Source organism: Streptomyces sp. OR43 (assembly GCF_008042275.1).
Taxonomy (GTDB): domain Bacteria; phylum Actinomycetota; class Actinomycetes; order Streptomycetales; family Streptomycetaceae; genus Streptomyces.
Map to the genome: position 1 here is coordinate 725,579 of NZ_RDBK01000008.1, position 16,637 is coordinate 742,215.

The following is a 16,637-nucleotide window of genomic DNA, read 5'->3' on the forward strand; positions in this document are numbered from 1 at the left end:
CCCCACGGGCGGCCCGCCACCCCAAGCCCGTCCGGCGATTGAGGACGGAACCCCGCACCTGCGGGGACCCGCATCCCCGGGGACCCCACTGCCACCCGCCCAAGGGRCKCGCTCCCGGGGTGAACAACGCGTCAGCACGCGCCGAGGTCCTGCCAGACGCCCCATTCGCCGGTGGTGCCGGGCGTCTCACCCTTCGTCCACCACTTGGCCTTCCACTGGTGGGAACCGTGGCTGACGGTCGCCCCGGCCCCGTAGGAGTCCGAGGCACTCCAGGCCGCCGCCGCGCACGTGCCGCCGGTCGGGTCAGGGCTCGGTCCGGTCGTGCCGGTCGGGTCCGGTGACGGTGTGCTGCCGCCCGGCTCGACGACGGTCGTACCGCGGGCCAGGTCGGCGGCCAGCGCGTATGACCGCCCGCCGAACGTCACCGTCCAGTTGGACGGCGTGGACGTCGGCAGGTAGTAGACGAAGTCCACCTGTACCGAGGCGCCGGGTGCCAGGCTCTGCCAGGCGGGCAGCTTCAGCGAGACGCGGTTGTAGTCGCCCTTCAGCCCTCCGATGTTGTTCGCGGCGGTGTGGTCGCTGCGCACGATCGTGGTGCCGAAGCCGGACTGGTCCTTGGCGTTGGCGGGCGCCGACGTCGCGTAGTCGAACTGGAACTCCGTACCGCCCGGCAGCGTCGCCTTCGTGTGGTTCGTGATCTTCAGCTTGGGACTGATCGGGTAGTTGGAGTCGCCCAGCGGGAACTGGTCGAAGGAGACGTCGATGTCCAGGGCCTGCGCGGGCAGGTCGGTGGTGGAGCGCTTCGCCCCGTACGGCGCAGCCGACTTGAAGGTGTCGTACATCGTCGAGGTGAGCGTGGAGCCGGGCTCGTACTGGCCCTTGGCCGCGTTCCAGCCGTAGTCGCCCGCGAGTTCCCAGATCATCGTGCCGCCGATGCCCTTGTCGGCCACGTAGGCCGCCTTGGCCTTCACCGACTGCTCGTCCTCGGTGGAGAGGAAGACCTTCTTCTCGGCGTTCCACAGCCAGGGCGCGACGAGCGTCGCGTCGTAGTTGCGGACGTAGGTGCCGGTCAGCTTCGTGTCCGCCGGGAATCCGTAGTCCGTGACGTAGTCGCCGACGACGCCCTTCTCCAGGTTCTTCGCGTGCCACATCGGGTTGGAGCCGGCCGGTGCCTCCTTGCCCGCGGTGTCCTGGTCGTGCCAGAGGTTGTCGATGCCGACGGCCCCGTCCCCGCACTTGGTCAGGCCCGCGCCGGCCGGGCAGTTCGTGGCGGCCGCCTTGCCCCAGAGGCCGTTGGTGCCGCCCTGCACGTTCTTGAAGCCGCGTGTGTAGTACGGCAGCCCGATGTTGATCCGGCCGGACGGCATCGAGCCGCGGAAGTAGTGGTAGGCCCAGTCGGTGTTGAGGTAGCCGGTCCCGCCGTACTGCGAGGTCGAGTAGACGCTCGCCTGGGCGAGTTCGGCGTCCTTTCCGTCGTCGAACAGGGCCGCGTTCGGGCCGACGTACTCGTTCCAGGCGCCGTGCAGGTCGTACGACATGATGTTGACGTAGTCCAGGTACTTCTGGACCTGGAAGGTCTCCATGCCGCGCAGCAGATAGCCGGACGAGGGCGCGGCGACGCTGAGCAGGTAGTGCTTGCCGTCGGCGGCGGACGCGCGGTCGAGCTTCTCGCGCAGCGTCTTCATCAGCGCGGCGTAGCCCTTGACCAGACCGGCCCGGCGGGCGTTGGACAGGGTCCAGTCCAGCGGGTTGCCGGCGTCTTTCATCGTGGTCGGGTACTCGTAGTCGATGTCGACGCCGTTGAAGCCGTACTTCTTGATGAAGTCGACCGTCGAGTCGGCGAAGGTGTTGATTCCGGCCTGGTTGACCGAGCCGTCGGCGTTGGTCGCCATCGAGTAGAAGCCGCCGGAGTCCACCCGCTTGCCGCTGTCGTCGAAGTAGCCGCCGGTCTCGGCCCAGCCGCCCACCGACACCATCGTCTTCACGTTCGGGTGCTGCTTCTTGAACTTGTTGAGCAGGTTGAAATGACCCTTGTAGGGGAGGCCCGGGTCCATTTCGGCACCGGCGACTCCCGGCCACGTCATACCGGTCGAGGCGTTCTCCGGCCCGTCGCCGCCGACCGAGAGCCTGTTGGCGCCGTCGACATGGGCGAACGCGTAGTTGAGGTGGGTGACCTTGTCCCACGGGATGTCGGAGGCCAGGTAGGCGGGCTTGCCGTCCTTGCCGGTCCGCCAGTTGGTGAAGTAGCCGATGACCCGCCGCGGGTGGTCGGCGCCCATCTTCTCGCGGCCCTCGGAGTCGTACACGGAGCAGTACGGGACGGCCACGCCCGGGGTCTCGTAGAGCCCGTCGGGGCGACAGGACTCCTGGTCGGCGGCTTGTGAGGGAGTTGCGGCGAGCGAGCCGATCAGCAGGGCGGCGACGCCGGCGCCGGCTGCGAGCAGGGTGGCTCTCGCGCGAGTGGGGGACAGCACGTTCGGTTCCTCCTGTGGAGGTCGGCAGAACACAACTGGCAAGGGGGTGGGTCGTGTTGGTTCCCGGGTGTGCGCACACCCGGAACCGCTCCTCGGAGGTGACGCAGAGATTAAGAGGACTAGACCAGTGCGTCAATAGGTCTGGACCAATAGGGTGCGAGTGTCCGAAAAAAGCCCTTGTCACGGCCTGTCTGTGAGCCACTCCACAGCGTTCGCCCGTATGGGGCATGGCCACTCGTGGCACACTGATCGTGTACCAGCAGCAGCGCACTCCGGGGTCGGTGCAATTCCGAACCGGCGGTTATAGTCCGCGACCCGTCCGCATCCAGCGGCCGGTTGACCAGGTGGGATTCCTGGACCGACGGTTAAAGTCCGGATGGGAGGCAGTGCGCGGCGGGCCGTTTCGCGGGTACGCCGCCGTCGGCGGATGGGTTTCGGGCGACCGGTCCATCCGTTTTTCGGGCATTCGGCGTCCTTCTGCGCGACGTACCGCTTCATCTGTCGTCATCGACAGGCCCCGGAGTCCGTGCCCGAAGAGGCAGGAGGACCCGGTGGACACCGCAGCCGACACCACCGCCATGCGCCGAGCCATCGAGCTCGCCGCCCGCGGCCTCGGCTCCACCAGCCCCAATCCGGTCGTCGGATGCGTCGTCCTCGACGCGACGGGTCACCCCGTCGGTGAGGGCTACCACCAGCGCGCCGGCGGGCCGCACGCCGAGATCCACGCCCTGCGCGCGGCCGGCGAGAAGGCCCGGGGCGGCACCGCCTACGTCACCCTCGAACCCTGCAACCACACCGGCCGCACCGGCCCCTGTGCCCAGGCGCTCGTCGAGGCCGGGATCGCCCGTGTCGTGTACGCGGTCGGCGACCCGAACCCGCAGGCCACGGGCGGTGCGGACACCCTGCGCGCCGCCGGGACCAAGGCCGAGCAGGGGCTGCTCGCCGAAGAGGCCGAAGCGGTCAACGCCGCCTGGCTGACCTCGGTGCGCCTCGGCCGCCCGCACGTCACCTGGAAGTACGCGGCGACCCTGGACGGCCGGATCGCGGCCGCCGACGCCACCAGCCGCTGGATCACCTCCGCCGAGGCCCGTGCCGACGTCCACCGCCTGCGCGCCGAGGCGGACGCGGTCGTGGTCGGCTCCGGCACCGCCCGCACCGACGACCCGCAGCTCGGGGCGCGGGGCATCGACGATGCGGTCCAGCCCTTGCGTGTGGTGGTCGACACCGCCGCCACCGCCGTACGTCCCGGTGCCCGGGTCCTCGACCCCACCGCACCCACCGTGATCGCGGTCGCCGACGACGCCGACGCGCGCCACCTCCCCGCCGAGTCCGTCCTGCGGCTGCCTCGCGCGGCGGGCGGCCCCGGCCTGGACCTTCCCGCACTCCTCGCCGCCCTCCACGGGCGCGGCGTCCGCTCCGTACTCCTCGAAGGCGGCCCGACCCTGGCCGGGGCCTTCGTCGCGGCGGGACTGGTCGACAAGGTCGTCGGCTACCTCGCCCCCGTGCTCCTCGGCGCAGGCCCCGCGGCCCTCGCCGACGCCGGAATCTCCACCATCGCCGAGGCGTTGCGCCTCGATGTGACCGAGACCGAACACATCGGCCCCGATCTGCGCATCACCGCCGTCCCCGGCCCCGCCCGGAAGGAAAACTGAGTGTTCACCGGAATTGTCGAAGAACTGGGTGAGGTCACCGCCGTCGAGAAGCTCGACGACGCCTCCCGCTTCCGTCTGCGCGGCCCCGTCGTCACGGAAGGCGCCAAGCACGGTGACTCGATCGCCGTCAACGGTGTCTGCCTGACCGTCGTGGACCTCGGCGAGCACGAGTTCACCGCCGATGTGATGGCCGAGACGCTGAACCGCTCCAGCCTCGGAGCCCTGGCCACGGGCTCCCGGGTCAATCTGGAGCGCCCCATGGCGCTCGGCGGCCGGCTCGGCGGGCACATCGTCCAGGGCCACGTGGACGGCACGGGCCGCATCATCGAGCGCCGGGTCTCCGAGAACTGGGAGATCGTGAAGATCTCCCTCCCCGCGGACCTCACCCGGTACGTGGTGGAGAAGGGCTCGATCACCGTCGACGGCGTCAGCCTGACCGTCGTGGACGCCGGGCCCGACTACTTCACCATCAGCCTCATCCCCACCACCCTCGCCCTGACCACGCTCGGCATCAAGGAGCCCGGCGACCCGGTCAACCTGGAGGTGGACGTCATCGCGAAGTACGTCGAGCGGCTGCTCGGCAACTCCGCGCAGGAGCCCGGGGAGAGTGCAGAGTGAGCGCGCTCGACTGGCTGAACTCGGAGGCGTTCACCGTCTTCGACCAGCACATCATCTGGTCCGACATGATCGGCAACACGATCGGTCTGATCGCCCTGACCCTCGGCTGGCTCCGCTCGATCTGGACCTGGCCCGCCCAGCTCCTGTCCGGCGCCGTGCTGGTCGCCGCCAACGTCTCCGTCCACCAGGCCGGCAGCGTTGGCAAGCAGGTCATCGTCATCGCGGTGGCGGTCTGGGGCTGGCAGCAGTGGACCCGGGGCCGGCAGCAGGCCCAGGACGGCTCCATCGCCGTACGGTTCGCCACCTGGCGTGAGCGCGGCTACCTGCTCGGCGGCGCCGCCCTCGGCACCCTCGCGGTCGGCGGCCTGTTCACCGCGTTCCCCTCGCTCTCCTGGAGCCCGTGGGCGGACGCGTACATATTCGCCGGGACGCTGGTGGCGATGCTCGCCCAGGCCCGCGGCATGGTCGAGTTCTGGTTCGCCTGGCTCCTCGTCGACCTGGTCGGCGTCCCGCTCAACTTCCACAGCGGGCTCGCCTTCTCCGGTCTCATCTACGTCGTCTACGGGGCCCTCGTCCTGTGGGGCATGCGCGACTGGTGGCTGCGTACGCGGACACCCGCTCTGGAAGGAGCCACGGCATGACTGCCCAGCCCACCTGGTTGCACCGCGAGCACGAAGCACCCGTCGAGGACCTCTCCCTCGACCCCGTCGAGCAGGCCATCCGTGACATCGCCGCGGGCCGGCCCGTCGTGGTCGTCGACGACGAGGACCGGGAGAACGAGGGCGACCTCGTGATCGCGGCCGAGAAGGCCACCCCTGAGATCGTCGCCTTCATGATGAGCGAGTGCCGCGGACTCATCTGCGCGCCCATGGAGAACGACGAGCTGGAACGGCTCGAACTGCCGCAGATGGTCGCGCACAACACCGAGTCGATGAAAACCGCCTTCACCGTCTCCGTCGATGCCTCGGCAGCCCACGGCGTGAGCACCGGCATCTCCGCCGCCGACCGGGCCGCCACGCTCCGGCTGCTCGCGGGCGGCACGGCAGGACCGGGCGACTTCGTGCGCCCCGGCCACATCTTCCCGCTGCGCGCCCGCTCCGGCGGGGTCCTCGTGCGCAACGGCCACACCGAGGCCGCCGTCGACCTGGCCCGGCTGGCCGGACTGCGGCCCGCGGGTGCGATCGTCGAGATCGCCGGGGAGGACGGCGTCATGCTGCGCCTGCCCCAGCTGGTGCCGTTCGCCCGCAAGCACGGACTGACGATCATCTCCATCGAGGACCTGATCGCCTACCGCCGTACCTCCGAGCCCACCGTCCGCCGTGAGGCCGAGGTACGGCTGCCGACCGACTTCGGCGCGTTCACCGCGTACGGCTACCGCTCCACCGTGGACGGCGTCGAACACGTCGCGCTGGTCCATGGCGACATCGGGACCGGCGAGGACGTCCTGGTCCGGATGCACTCCGAGTGCCTGACCGGCGACATCTTCCAGTCCCAGCGCTGCGACTGCGGCCCCCAGCTGCACGCCTCCATGCGGCGCATCACGGAGGAGGGCCGCGGAGTCGTCGTCTATCTGCGCGGCCACGAGGGCCGCGGCATCGGGCTGCTGTCCAAGCTGCGCGCGTACGAACTCCAGGAGCGCGGCGTCGACACGCTGGACGCCAACCTGGAGCTCGGCCTGCCCGCCGACGCCCGGGACTACGCGGCCGGCGCCCAGATCCTCAAGGACCTCGGCGTCCACAGCCTGCGGCTCATGACAAACAACCCGGACAAGACCGCCGCCGTCCTGCGGCACGGCCTGGCGGTCACCGGCCGGGAGCCGATGCCCGTCCAGGCGGGCGAGCACAACCTGCGCTACCTGCGCACCAAGCGCGACCGCATGGGGCACGACCTGCCCTGGCTCGACGCCGCCACCGCGTCGACCTGCGGCAACCAGTAACACACCAGCACCGATCCGGAACGAAGTAGGAGAGACATGAGCGGCAAGGGCGCACCCGAACTGTCCGTACGCAACTGCGGTGACCTGCGCGTCGCCGTCGTCGCGGCGCAGTGGCACGAGAAGGTCATGGACGGACTCGTCGACGGTGCACTGCGCGCGCTGCACGAGCTGGGCATCGACGAGCCGACCCTGCTGCGGGTCCCCGGCAGCTTCGAGCTCCCGGTCGTCGCGAAGGTGCTGGCCGGCCGCGGTTACGACGCGATCGTCGCCCTCGGCGTGATCATCCGCGGCGGCACCCCGCACTTCGAATACGTGTCCCACGGTGTCACCAACGGCCTGACGCAGGTCGCCGTGGACACCGGTGTCCCCGTCGGCTTCGGTGTCCTCACGTGCGACACGGAGGAGCAGGCACTCGACCGGGCAGGCCTGGACGGGTCCAACGAGGACAAGGGGCACGAAGCGGTCACCGCCGCCGTGGCCACCGCCACCACACTGCGCTCGGTCAGCGAACCCTGGCGCTGAGTGCGGGTCCGGGACCCCGTATTCTTAAGGACATCATGGCGAACAAAACCTTCGAAGAGCTCTTCGCCGAGCTGCAGCTCAAGGCCGCCAACGGCGACCCCTCCACGTCCCGTACCGCCGAACTGGTGGACAAGGGCGTGCATGCCATCGGCAAGAAGGTCGTCGAGGAGGCCGCCGAAGTCTGGATGGCCGCCGAGCACGAGAGCAAGGACGCGGCCGCCGAGGAGATCTCGCAACTGCTGTACCACGTCCAGGTGATGATGGTCGCGCGCGGAATCTCCCTCGACGACGTCTACGCCCACCTCTGAGCACGACCTCCGCACCCGCCCGACGTCCCAGAACCCCTTCGCAAAGGAAACCCGACCTCATGCTGCGCATCGCCGTCCCCAACAAGGGTGCTATCTCCGGGCCTGCGATGGCGATGCTCCATGAGGCGGGCTACAAGCAGCGCAAGGAGTCCAAGGAACTCGTCCTCGTCGACCCCGAGAACCAGGTCGAGTTCTTCTACCTGCGCCCGCGCGACATCGCGATCTACGTCAGTTCGGGCCGCCTCGACATCGGCATCACCGGCCGCGACCTGCTGCTGGACTCCGGTGCCGATGCCGAGGAGATCCTCCAGCTCGGCTTCGCCCGCTCCACCTTCCGCTACGCCACCAAGCCCGGCACCGCCGCCGGGCCGCAGGACTTCGACGGCATGACCATCGCCACCTCCTACGAGGGCATCGTCGCCAAGCACCTGGCCGACACCGGCGTCAACGCCTCCGTCGTCCACCTCGACGGCGCCGTCGAGACGGCCATCGAACTCGGCGTCGCCCAGATCATCGCCGACGTCGTCGAGACCGGCACCAGCATGCGCAACGCCGGACTCGAAGTCATCGGCGAGCCGATCATGAAGTCGGAGGCGGTCGTCATCCGCCGGACCGGCGCCGACGCCGACGACCCCAAGGTCCAGCAGTTCCTGCGCCGCCTCCAGGGCGTCCTGGTGGCCCGCAGCTACGTGATGATGGACTACGACTGCCGCGTCGAGCACCTGGAGCGCGCCGTGGCCCTCACCCCGGGTCTGGAGTCGCCGACCATCTCCCCGCTGCACCACGAGGGCTGGGTCGCCGTCCGCTCCATGGTCGCCTCCAAGGAGGCGCAGCGGATCATGGACGACCTGTACGACCTCGGTGCCCGCGCCATCCTCACCACGGCCATCCACGCCTGCCGCCTCTGACGGCGGGACACGGAAGAAGACCATGCCAGCCCCCGCACTCCCCGCCCTTCCGGTCACCTTCCGGCCCACCCGGACCCGGGTGGTCCTGCTGACCGTCGGAGCGGTGATGTTCGCCGTCATCACCGCCGTCGCCTTCACCCTGGAACAGCTCAGCGGGGGAGAGCGGGCCAGCTTCGTCTTCACCGCGCTGCTCTTCTTCGGCGTCCTGGCGCTGCTCAGCCGCCCCAGGATCGTGGCGGACGACAACGGGGTGACGGTCGTCAATCTCACCCGCACCAGGCGGCTGTCCTGGGCGGAGATCGTGCGCGTCAACCTGCGCGCCGGCGACCCGTGGGTCTTCCTCGACCTCAGCGACGGGACCAGCATGCCCGCTCTCGGCATCCAGCCCGGAATCGCCAAGGAGCAGGCCATCCGCGACGCCCGAACGCTCCGCGCCCTCGCCGAGAACCACGGCACCGGCACGGACAACCGCTGAGCCCCCTGCCCCGTACGGCCTCTCGTTGATTACTCTGGAGGGCGGCGGCGCCCTGAGCGCCCCGCCCCGCACCAGAGGCCCCCGAGGCCCGCGGGGCTTTCCTGCGACCCAAGGAGTGACTCCCTCCAGCAATGGACGGATCGTCCGGTAGTACCTGCGCCGCCCCTTCCGTGGAGGCGGCGGTATGACCACCCCCCTGCTGCTTCTCGGTGCGGCATTCCTTCTCATCCTCGCCAACGGGTTCTTCGTGGCAGCCGAATTCGGGCTCGTCACCGTGGAACGTGCGGACGCCGAGCGCGCCGCCGCCGAGGGCGACCGACGGGCCCGAACCGTCGTCGACGCCCTGCGTGAACTCTCCTTCCAGCTCTCCGGCACCCAGCTCGGCATCACGATCACCTCACTGGTGGTCGGCATGCTCGCCGAGCCGGCGCTCGCCCAGCTGCTGGAAGGCCCCCTCTCCCTGACCGGTCTGCCCGACGGTGCCGTCCCCGGCATCAGCGTGGTCATCGGCATGCTGCTCGCGGCCGCCGTCCAGATGGTCATCGGCGAGCTCGTGCCGAAGAACTGGGCGGTCTCCAAGCCGCTCCAGGTCGCACGGTTCGTCGCCGGGCCCCAGCAGGGCTTCACCCGGGTCTTCCGACCGGTGATCGGCCTGCTGAACACCGCCGCCAACCGGCTGGTGCGGCTCTTCGGAGTCGAACCGACCGAGGAACTGGCATCCGCCCGTACGCCGGGGGAGCTGGTCTCCCTCGCGCGCCACTCGGCAGAGGCCGGCACCCTCGAACAGGACACCGCGGACCTCTTCGTCCGGACCCTGTCCCTCGCCGGGCTCACCGCCCAGCACGTGATGACCCCGCGCGTGAAGGTCAGCGCCCTCCAGTCCTCCGCGACCGCGCAGGACGTCCTCAACCTCACCCGCGCCACGGGCCTGTCCCGCTTTCCCGTCTACCGGGAGCGCATCGACGAGGTCGTCGGCATGATCCACCTCAAGGACGCGCTGGCCGTCCCCGCCCCGGACCGCCTGCGGACCCCCGCGGGCCGGATCGCCGTGCCGCCGCTCCTGGTGCCCGAGACCCTGCCCGTCGAGCAGCTGCTCCAGCGGCTGCGCAACGAGCAGCCGATCGCCGTCGTGGTCGACGAGTACGGCGGCACCGCCGGAGTCGTCACGCTGGAGGACATCATCGAGGAGCTCGTCGGCGAGGTGCGCGACGAGCACGACGCCGAAGGCGCCGACCGTCCCGAGCTGGCCGCCGCCGCCCCCGAGGACGGGCGGCCCGCCTGGGACGCCGAAGGCAGCTGCCGGGTGCTGACCCTGCGCCGCATAGGCCTCGACGTGCCCGACGGCCCCTACGAGACCGTTGCCGGACTGGTCGCCGACCTGCTGGGCCGGATCCCGGCCCCGGGCGACCGGACCGAGCTGCCCGGCTGGCGGATCGCCGTCCGCCAGGTCGGCCACTACCGGGCCGAGAAGGTCCGCTTCGTGCGCCTGGCCGAGGCACCCGCACCGGCCGCCGCGCCGCGGGCGTCCCGCCGGGTCCTGGAGGCAGCGCGATGAGCCTCGTCCAGTTGCTCTTCGCCGGACTTCTCGTCCTGGCGAACGGCTTCTTCGTGGGGGCGGAGTTCGCCCTCGTCTCGGTGCGCCGCAGCCAGATCGAACCCCTCGCGGCAGCCGGGTCGAGCCGGGCCCGCCGGGTGCTGTACGGCCTGGAGAACCTGCCGCAGATGATGGCTGCCGCCCAGTTCGGCATCACCATCTGCTCGCTGACCCTGGGCGCCGTCGCGGAACCGACCGTCGCCCGTCTGCTGGAGCCCGTCTTCCACACGGCGCACCTGCCCGAGGGCATGATCCACCCGCTCGGCTTCGTGCTGGCGCTCGTCCTCGTCGTCTTCCTCCACCTCGTCATCGGCGAGATGGTCCCGAAGAACCTGGCGATGGCGGCGCCGGAGAAGACCTCGCTGTGGCTCAGCCCCGGCCTCGTCGGCTTCGCCCGGCTCTGCCGGCCGGTGACCTCGGCACTGGGCGCCTGTGCCCGGCTGGTGCTCCGGCTCTTCGGTGTCGAGCCGAAGGACGAGGTGGAGGCCGTCTTCACCAGCGAGCAGCTCAACCGCCTCGTCGAGGACTCGGGACAGGCCGGGCTCCTGGAGCCGGAGGCGCAGGAACGGCTGGAGGACGCCCTGGAGCTCGGCAGCAGGCCCGTCACCGATGTGCTCCTTCGCCGGGCGGCCCTGGTGACGGTGGACCCCTCCGTCACCCCGCGCCGGATCGAGGAGCTCACCGTACGGACCGGCTACTCGCGTTTCCCCGTCTGCGCGGAGGGCGGCGGCCCCTTCATGGGCTACCTCCACGTCAAGGACGTCCTCGACCTGGAGGACGGCGAGCGGGCCGTCCCGCAGCACGTGTGGCGCCCCATGGCCACCGTGCGGGCCGAGCTGCCCCTGGATGACGCCCTGACCGTGATGCGCCGCGCGGCGACGCATCTCGCCCAGGTCGCCGACGCGTCGGGCCGGATACTCGGCCTGGTCGCCATGGAGGACGTACTGGAAATGCTGGTCGGAGAGGTACGCGACCCGGCCCACCGGGTCTCGGAGCCGCGCCGCACCGAGGAACGGCAGACCGGCTCGGACGAACTGTCCGCCCTGGTCGGGTAGAACCTCTCGTCCGGACCGGGCCCGGCATGATCCGGACGGGCCACCGGCCCTTTCCACCGGATCGGGCCGGCAGGAACCGCCTCACACCTCGGGCGGCTCCTGCCGGCCCCGGCCCACCGGCCCCCGTCCGGACAGCACCTCGCCGTAGGCCTGCATCAGGTCCGGCAGCCGCAGCGTTGCCAGATCGTCCCGCGTCGGCACCGTCGCGTACCCCGAGAGCCGCAGATCGCGGTAGGCGCAGCTCTTCTCGTACAGCGTGCGCAGGAAGCGGCCGTTGCCGAGCTCGTCCAGCCAGCCCTGGTCGACGACGTGGCCGCTGATGGACCGCAGCTCCTCCAGCGACTCCTCGTCCCAGGCGTCCCCGTTCTCGGCCGCCAGCACCTCACCGATGGAGGTGAGCTCCAGCGGCCGGTAGCTGGGGAAGTCCACCCGCGTGGTGAAGCGCGAGGAGAGCCCGGGGTTGGTCGACAACAGCCGGTCCATGCCTTCCGGATAGCCGGCCAGGATGACGACGAGATGGTCCCGGTTGTCCTCCGCGCGCTTGAGGAGGACCTGCAGCGCCTCGTCGCCGTACGCGTCGCCCTTGCTGTACCCGGTGTTGGAGAGGCTGTACGCCTCGTCGACGAAGAGCACCCCGCCCAGCGCCGAGTCGATCAGCTCATTGGCCTTCACCGCCGTCTGGCCCAGGAACTCGCCCACCAGGTCCGCCCGCTGGGCCTCCACCAGATGGTCCCCGCCGAGCAGGCCCAGCGCGTAGAACACCCGGCCCAGGATCCGCGCCACCGTGGTCTTGCCGGTCCCGGACGGCCCCGAGAAGACGAAATGCCGCTTCGGCGGCTGGACGGGCAGCCCCTGGCCCGCCCGCAGCCTTGCCATGTTCAGCTGCGCCGACAACGCCTTGACCTGCCGCTTCACCGGCTCCAGGCCGACCATCCGCTCCAGCTCCGCCAGCGCCTCGGCGAGCAGCACGGGATCGCTCGGCCCGGCCGGGAACGACTGGGGCGAGGGCTGGCCGGGGACCGCGGTCTTCTGCCGGGCCCCGCCCGGTGGCGGTGACACGTCGATGCCGGGCAGGCTCTGCGGCTCGACGCCGGGCCGCAGTTCCCTGCCGTCCACCAGATCGGTTCCCAGCAGCGCATCGCCGTCCGCCTGCGCCTCCGTGAACGTACCGTCGGCGCCCAGACCGGTCAGCGAGACGGCGGCCAGGCCGGATGCCTCCTCGGAGCCGTCCAGCCCGTCGTAGTCCGCGATCGCGGCCAGCCGTGCCGAGGTGTCCATGAACGCCGGGTCGATCCGGTGGACCGCCCGGTACAGGGGCAGCGCGGCCGCACTGCGGCCCGTGCCCTCGTGCGCGCGGGCCAGCCAGTAGCGCAGCTCCTTGCGCTGGGGCTGCTCGCTGCGGCAGCGCATCAGCGCGGTGGACAGCAGGGGTTCGGCCTGCCCGTACATCTCCAGCCGCACCCGTGCCATCCCGCCGAAGAGCCCCGCCTCGATGCCCAGCAGCGGATCGTCGATCAGGTGCTCCGTATGGCGTACGAGCTGCTCCCAGTCCTTGACGAGATAGGAACGGCAGGCGTGCAGGAAGCGGACCTGCGGATCCGCGTCCACGGGCGGCAGACCGGCGAGCGCCCGGTCGAGGTCCGGCACATGGCGGCCGTCCAGCCAGTGCGAGGCGTGCGCGAGCAGCAGGTCGCGCGGGCTCTCCAGCACCGGCTGCACCCACCAGCCCAGCCAGTACCAGGAATTGAGTGTGCGTCGGTAGCGCCCGCGCTGATCGCCGAAGCGGTCGCGATGGCGGTACATGTGCAGCAGGGCCGTCGTCGTGTCGACCCGCAGCGCATGGAGGCCGAGCCAGGCGTCCGCCATACCGGGATCGAGGCGCACCGCGGCTCTGAACTCCTCCTCGGCCTGCGGATAGGCGCCCATCGTGTAGGCGTCCACGCCGCGCAGCCACGCGAGGTCGGCCGGGGCCTGTGCGCCCTGCGTGCCGATGTCCATCAGGTCCCCCACAAACCGTGCCCCCAGGATGTCCCGCCGCACGACAGCCCGCCGAGGCGCGCCGAATCACTGTGCCGTGGACGGGAATTGACCGCACCGAGAGGCATCGTACCTGCGCAGGGAGTGTGCGACTAAGGGCGCCGCAGGCCGAAGACGGACGTGACCCACGGTGAGCGGAATGGGGTGGAGTGAGGCCGGAGGCAGGTGTCGGGCACAGAGCGAAGCCCCCGATCACGGGGGAACAACCGGGGGCTTCGCGTCTGTGGGGGCTCCGAAAAGCCGCACATTGAGAACGTAAGACCTGTACCGCCCCCGGGTCAAGCCGAGTTGGGGCACTTCCGGTCCGATTTCCGACTGCTCGGTATGGCGATGGGGGGTGAACACGCTGGGTGACGGAATGGTTCATTCCTGCTGTCGGAGGGGGTCACTCCAGCCACTCGTACCCCACAGGCAACTGGCGTACCAAGGCATCGGCCCAGGGGCGTGAGGGATCGGCCGAGAAATGAGCCGCTTCGGCCGCCGTCCAGCCGTCCCAGAAGGCGCTCAGGGCCGGCCCGTCCCGCCGCCGGCCCCGCTCCCAGGACTCCGCGGCCGGCAGGTCCATCCACAACAGATGGGCGAGAGCGGGGCGCAGGGCCCGCCGCCCCGCGCCGACACCCTCGATCAGCACCAGCGGGGCGGGCTCCAGAGTGCGCGGCGGCCCGAAGGCGCGCGCCGTCCAGTCGTACGGCGCGTAGCGGGCCCTCTCGCCGCGCGACAGTGGGCCGGTGACCTGCTCCCGCAGCCTGTCGGTCCAGTCGAACAGCGCTTCGTGCGTGGCCAGATCGTCCAGATGCAGCACGGGAGCGTCGCCGAGCTCCGTCGCGAGCCGGGCGGCGAAGGTGCTCTTGCCGGATCCCGCGTGGCCGTCGACGGCGATCAGCCGGACCGGCCCGCAGGACGGCGCCAGGGTGCGCAGCCGTGCGGCGAGGCGCGAGAGGTCGTTCATGGCGCCAGCCTACGAGCCGGTGGCCGGCTCGGAGCAGTCGCAGGTCACGCCAGTGGTCCACACCAATATTGGTTCTTCGGCGCGAGCCGAATCGCTGGCCGAACCGGGGGACGACCGGCAATAGTTGGCGCACTGTCGTGCACCCGCAGCACCATTCCGCTTACGACCGGGGGTCTCGCCCATGCCCAGTCCGACCTCACGCAGAACCGTGCTCACCGCCGCGATCGCGGCAGCGGCCGGCGCCGGAGCGGTGTCGTCCGCCGCTTCCGCGTCGGCGGCGGCTCCCTCCCGCACCCGGCCCGACGCACCTTCGGCGGCCTCATCCGTGGACAACCGTTTCTGGACGACGTACACCGACTGGCGCTGCGGCTCCGGCGGGGGAACCCGGGCCGTCGCGGGCCGCCGTGCGGGCCTGGTCATCGCGCACCCGCTCGGCCGCACCGACTACACCGACCCGCACACCGGCACCACCGCGGCGTGGGAGTACGCCACCTGGACCTCGCCGGTCCACCGTTCCACCGTCCCGGCCACCGAGGTCATCGCGTCCTGGAACGCCGACACGCCCGCCGGCACCTGGATCCAGATCGAACTGCGCGGCGGCTATTCGGACGGCACCGAGACCCCCTGGTACGTCATGGGCCGCTGGGCCGCGGGCGACGGTGACATCCGCCGTACCTCCGTGGACGACCAGACCGACGGCAAGAGCTCCATCTGGACCGACACCTTCTCCGTGGACGACGCGGCGAGCGGGCTGCGCCTGCTGTCCTACCGGCTGCGGCTGACCCTGTACCGCACGCCGGGCACCCGCCTCACGCCCACGGTGTGGCGCATCGGCGCGATGGCGTCGGACATCCCGGACCGCTTCGAGGTGCCCGCCTCCGTCCCCGGCCTCGCCCGGGAACTTCCGGTGCCGCGCTACTCGCAGAACGTGCACGTGGGGCAGTACCCCGAGTACGACAACGGCGGCGAGGCGTGGTGCAGCCCCACCTCCTCGCAGATGATCGTCGAGTACTGGGGCCGCAAGCCCTCCGCCGAGGACCTCGCCTGGGTCAAGCCGGAACTGGAGGACCCGCAGGTCTGCCACGCGGCGCGCTTCACGTACGACAACCAGTACGAGGGCTGCGGAAACTGGCCGTTCAACGCCGCCTACGCGGCGACCTACGCGGACATGAACGCCGTGGTGACCCGGCTCGGCTCGCTGACGGACCTGGAGACGCTGGTCCGGGCCGGCATCCCGGCCATAACGTCGCAGTCGTTCCTCAAGACGGAGCTGACCGGTGCGGGCTACGGCACCTCCGGCCATCTGATGACGGTGATCGGCTTCACCGAGGACGGCGACGTGATCGCCAACGACCCGGCGTCGCCGAGCAACGAGGCGGTGCGCCATGTCTATCTGCGGCGCGAGTGGGAGAACATCTGGCTGCGCACGAAGCGCTATGACGCGAACGGGCAGGTCAGAAGCGGTACGGGTGGGGTCTGCTATCTGTACTGGCCCGACAGGCCGACAGCGGGTCAGCGGCGCGCGCTGCGGTCGCTGGGGCTGCTGTGAGCAGGTGCGGCCCCACGGTCGTCCCGGAGGGCTGACAGCAGCGGTACCGGCCGTCCTGCACGAGACGGCCGTACACCGTGGCCCCGATCGGGGACTGCCCGAGCCGGGCAGCGCGCCCTGGCCGGGGATGGCGGCACGGTGCGCACCGTGCTTCGGCGCCGCGCGCCCAGCCGTGGTGAAGGGCGGTGTGGTCTCGGGCACAGAAGGCATCCGGCACCTCCGCCTTCCCGCGCGCCCGGCACCCGCTCAGCGCAGGGATCCGGAGCCGTCGGCATTCTCCGGCGCGGTCCTGCCGGCCCCGGGGCCGTGACGCAGATCTCTACCCCGGTGGCCCGTCCTGCTGGCACTGTGGTCGGGTCCTCGGGGGACAACGACCGCCGGCCGACCGAACGAGATGCCATGACCGCGACTTCCGCCACCGCCACCCACGCCCGCCGCCGCGCACGGACCGGCGGGCCCGACGACGGCTCCAAGCTGCTGGAGAACGTCCTGGGCTGGACCCTTGTCGTCGTCATCGCGATGTTCGTCACGCAGCTCGGCCTCATGTGACCCGCGCCCGG

14 protein-coding genes, 1 pseudogene and 1 riboswitch are annotated in these 16,637 nt (G+C 70.8%); of the genes and pseudogenes, 12 read left to right on the forward strand and 3 right to left on the reverse strand.

Annotation, left to right across the window (positions count from 1 at the left end):
- Positions 1-131: 131 nt before the first annotated feature.
- Positions 132-2,474, reverse strand: a complete 2,343-nt coding sequence (locus EAO72_RS07305; protein ID WP_148016345.1) for a chitinase C-terminal domain-containing protein — start codon at positions 2,472-2,474, stop codon at positions 132-134.
- Positions 2,475-2,737: 263 nt separating this feature from the next.
- Positions 2,738-2,868, forward strand: a riboswitch (FMN riboswitch).
- Positions 2,869-3,025: 157 nt separating this feature from the next.
- Here EAO72_RS07305 and ribD point away from each other — a divergent pair.
- The 10 genes from ribD to EAO72_RS07355 all read left to right on the forward strand — a co-directional run bounded on the left by ribD (position 3,026) and on the right by EAO72_RS07355 (position 11,542).
- On the forward strand, positions 3,026-4,126 hold the full coding sequence (ribD, locus tag EAO72_RS07310) for a bifunctional diaminohydroxyphosphoribosylaminopyrimidine deaminase/5-amino-6-(5-phosphoribosylamino)uracil reductase RibD (protein WP_148016346.1): 1,101 nt from the start codon (positions 3,026-3,028) through the stop codon (positions 4,124-4,126).
- Positions 4,127-4,744: a riboflavin synthase gene (locus EAO72_RS07315; RefSeq protein ID WP_148016347.1), complete on the forward strand. Its 618-nt coding sequence runs from the start codon at positions 4,127-4,129 to the stop codon at positions 4,742-4,744.
- Entirely contained in the window at positions 4,741-5,385 is a 645-nt protein-coding gene (locus EAO72_RS07320; RefSeq protein ID WP_148016348.1) for a nicotinamide mononucleotide transporter family protein, read from the forward strand. The genes EAO72_RS07315 and EAO72_RS07320 overlap by 4 nt, the downstream gene beginning before the upstream one ends.
- Positions 5,382-6,680 carry a bifunctional 3,4-dihydroxy-2-butanone-4-phosphate synthase/GTP cyclohydrolase II gene (locus EAO72_RS07325; protein WP_148016349.1) on the forward strand — a complete coding sequence of 433 codons (1,299 nt, stop codon included), beginning with the start codon at positions 5,382-5,384 and terminating at the stop codon, positions 6,678-6,680. The genes EAO72_RS07320 and EAO72_RS07325 overlap by 4 nt, the downstream gene beginning before the upstream one ends.
- Positions 6,681-6,716: 36 nt before the next feature.
- A complete protein-coding gene (gene ribH / locus EAO72_RS07330) occupies positions 6,717-7,202 on the forward strand; it encodes a 6,7-dimethyl-8-ribityllumazine synthase (protein WP_148016350.1) in 486 nt (161 codons plus the stop codon).
- 35 nt (positions 7,203-7,237) lie between these two features.
- Positions 7,238-7,510 (forward strand): phosphoribosyl-ATP diphosphatase, encoded by a 273-nt coding sequence (locus EAO72_RS07335; protein WP_018524273.1) that lies wholly within the window; start codon positions 7,238-7,240, stop codon positions 7,508-7,510.
- Between the two features lie 59 nt (positions 7,511-7,569).
- Positions 7,570-8,418, forward strand: coding sequence for an ATP phosphoribosyltransferase (hisG, locus tag EAO72_RS07340; protein WP_148016351.1), 849 nt, complete (start codon positions 7,570-7,572; stop codon positions 8,416-8,418).
- Positions 8,419-8,440: 22 nt separating this feature from the next.
- Entirely contained in the window at positions 8,441-8,893 is a 453-nt protein-coding gene (locus EAO72_RS07345; protein WP_148016352.1) for a PH domain-containing protein, read from the forward strand.
- A 184-nt stretch (positions 8,894-9,077) separates the two neighbouring features.
- Positions 9,078-10,448 (forward strand): hemolysin family protein, encoded by a 1,371-nt coding sequence (locus EAO72_RS07350; protein WP_148016353.1) that lies wholly within the window; start codon positions 9,078-9,080, stop codon positions 10,446-10,448.
- A complete protein-coding gene (locus tag EAO72_RS07355; protein WP_148016354.1) occupies positions 10,445-11,542 on the forward strand; it encodes a hemolysin family protein in 1,098 nt (365 codons plus the stop codon). Before EAO72_RS07350 ends, EAO72_RS07355 begins: the two co-directional genes overlap by 4 nt.
- Positions 11,543-11,623: 81 nt before the next feature.
- Here the strand turns inward: EAO72_RS07355 and EAO72_RS07360 are convergent, their stop codons facing one another.
- Positions 11,624-13,540, reverse strand: coding sequence for an AAA family ATPase (locus EAO72_RS07360; RefSeq protein ID WP_187284948.1), 1,917 nt, complete (start codon positions 13,538-13,540; stop codon positions 11,624-11,626).
- A gap of 427 nt (positions 13,541-13,967) precedes the next feature.
- Positions 13,968-14,528: pseudogene (locus EAO72_RS07365) on the reverse strand (uridine kinase family protein); the annotation flags it as partial.
- A 181-nt stretch (positions 14,529-14,709) separates the two neighbouring features.
- On the opposite strand from EAO72_RS07365, the gene EAO72_RS07370 reads away from it, so the two are divergent.
- Together EAO72_RS07370 and EAO72_RS07375 are read left to right on the forward strand one after the other, a co-directional pair.
- On the forward strand, positions 14,710-16,077 hold the full coding sequence (locus EAO72_RS07370) for a peptidase C39 family protein (RefSeq protein ID WP_148016357.1): 1,368 nt from the start codon (positions 14,710-14,712) through the stop codon (positions 16,075-16,077).
- 399 nt (positions 16,078-16,476) lie between these two features.
- Positions 16,477-16,626 (forward strand): SCO1431 family membrane protein, encoded by a 150-nt coding sequence (locus EAO72_RS07375; RefSeq protein ID WP_148016358.1) that lies wholly within the window; start codon positions 16,477-16,479, stop codon positions 16,624-16,626.
- The last annotated feature ends 11 nt before the right edge of the window (positions 16,627-16,637 follow it).

Coding starts and splice junctions, on each gene's coding strand:
- EAO72_RS07335 (WP_018524273.1), top strand. CDS start 7,238: ATGGCGAACAAAACCTTCGAAGAGCTCTTCGCCGAGCTGCAGCTCAAG.
- EAO72_RS07345 (WP_148016352.1), top strand. CDS start 8,441: ATGCCAGCCCCCGCACTCCCCGCCCTTCCGGTCACCTTCCGGCCCACC.
- hisG (WP_148016351.1), top strand. CDS start 7,570: ATGCTGCGCATCGCCGTCCCCAACAAGGGTGCTATCTCCGGGCCTGCG.
- EAO72_RS07355 (WP_148016354.1), top strand. CDS start 10,445: ATGAGCCTCGTCCAGTTGCTCTTCGCCGGACTTCTCGTCCTGGCGAAC.
- EAO72_RS07370 (WP_148016357.1), top strand. CDS start 14,710: ATGCCCAGTCCGACCTCACGCAGAACCGTGCTCACCGCCGCGATCGCG.
- EAO72_RS07360 (WP_187284948.1), bottom strand. CDS start 13,540: ATGGACATCGGCACGCAGGGCGCACAGGCCCCGGCCGACCTCGCGTGG.
- EAO72_RS07350 (WP_148016353.1), top strand. CDS start 9,078: ATGACCACCCCCCTGCTGCTTCTCGGTGCGGCATTCCTTCTCATCCTC.
- EAO72_RS07325 (WP_148016349.1), top strand. CDS start 5,382: ATGACTGCCCAGCCCACCTGGTTGCACCGCGAGCACGAAGCACCCGTC.
- EAO72_RS07375 (WP_148016358.1), top strand. CDS start 16,477: ATGACCGCGACTTCCGCCACCGCCACCCACGCCCGCCGCCGCGCACGG.
- ribH (WP_148016350.1), top strand. CDS start 6,717: ATGAGCGGCAAGGGCGCACCCGAACTGTCCGTACGCAACTGCGGTGAC.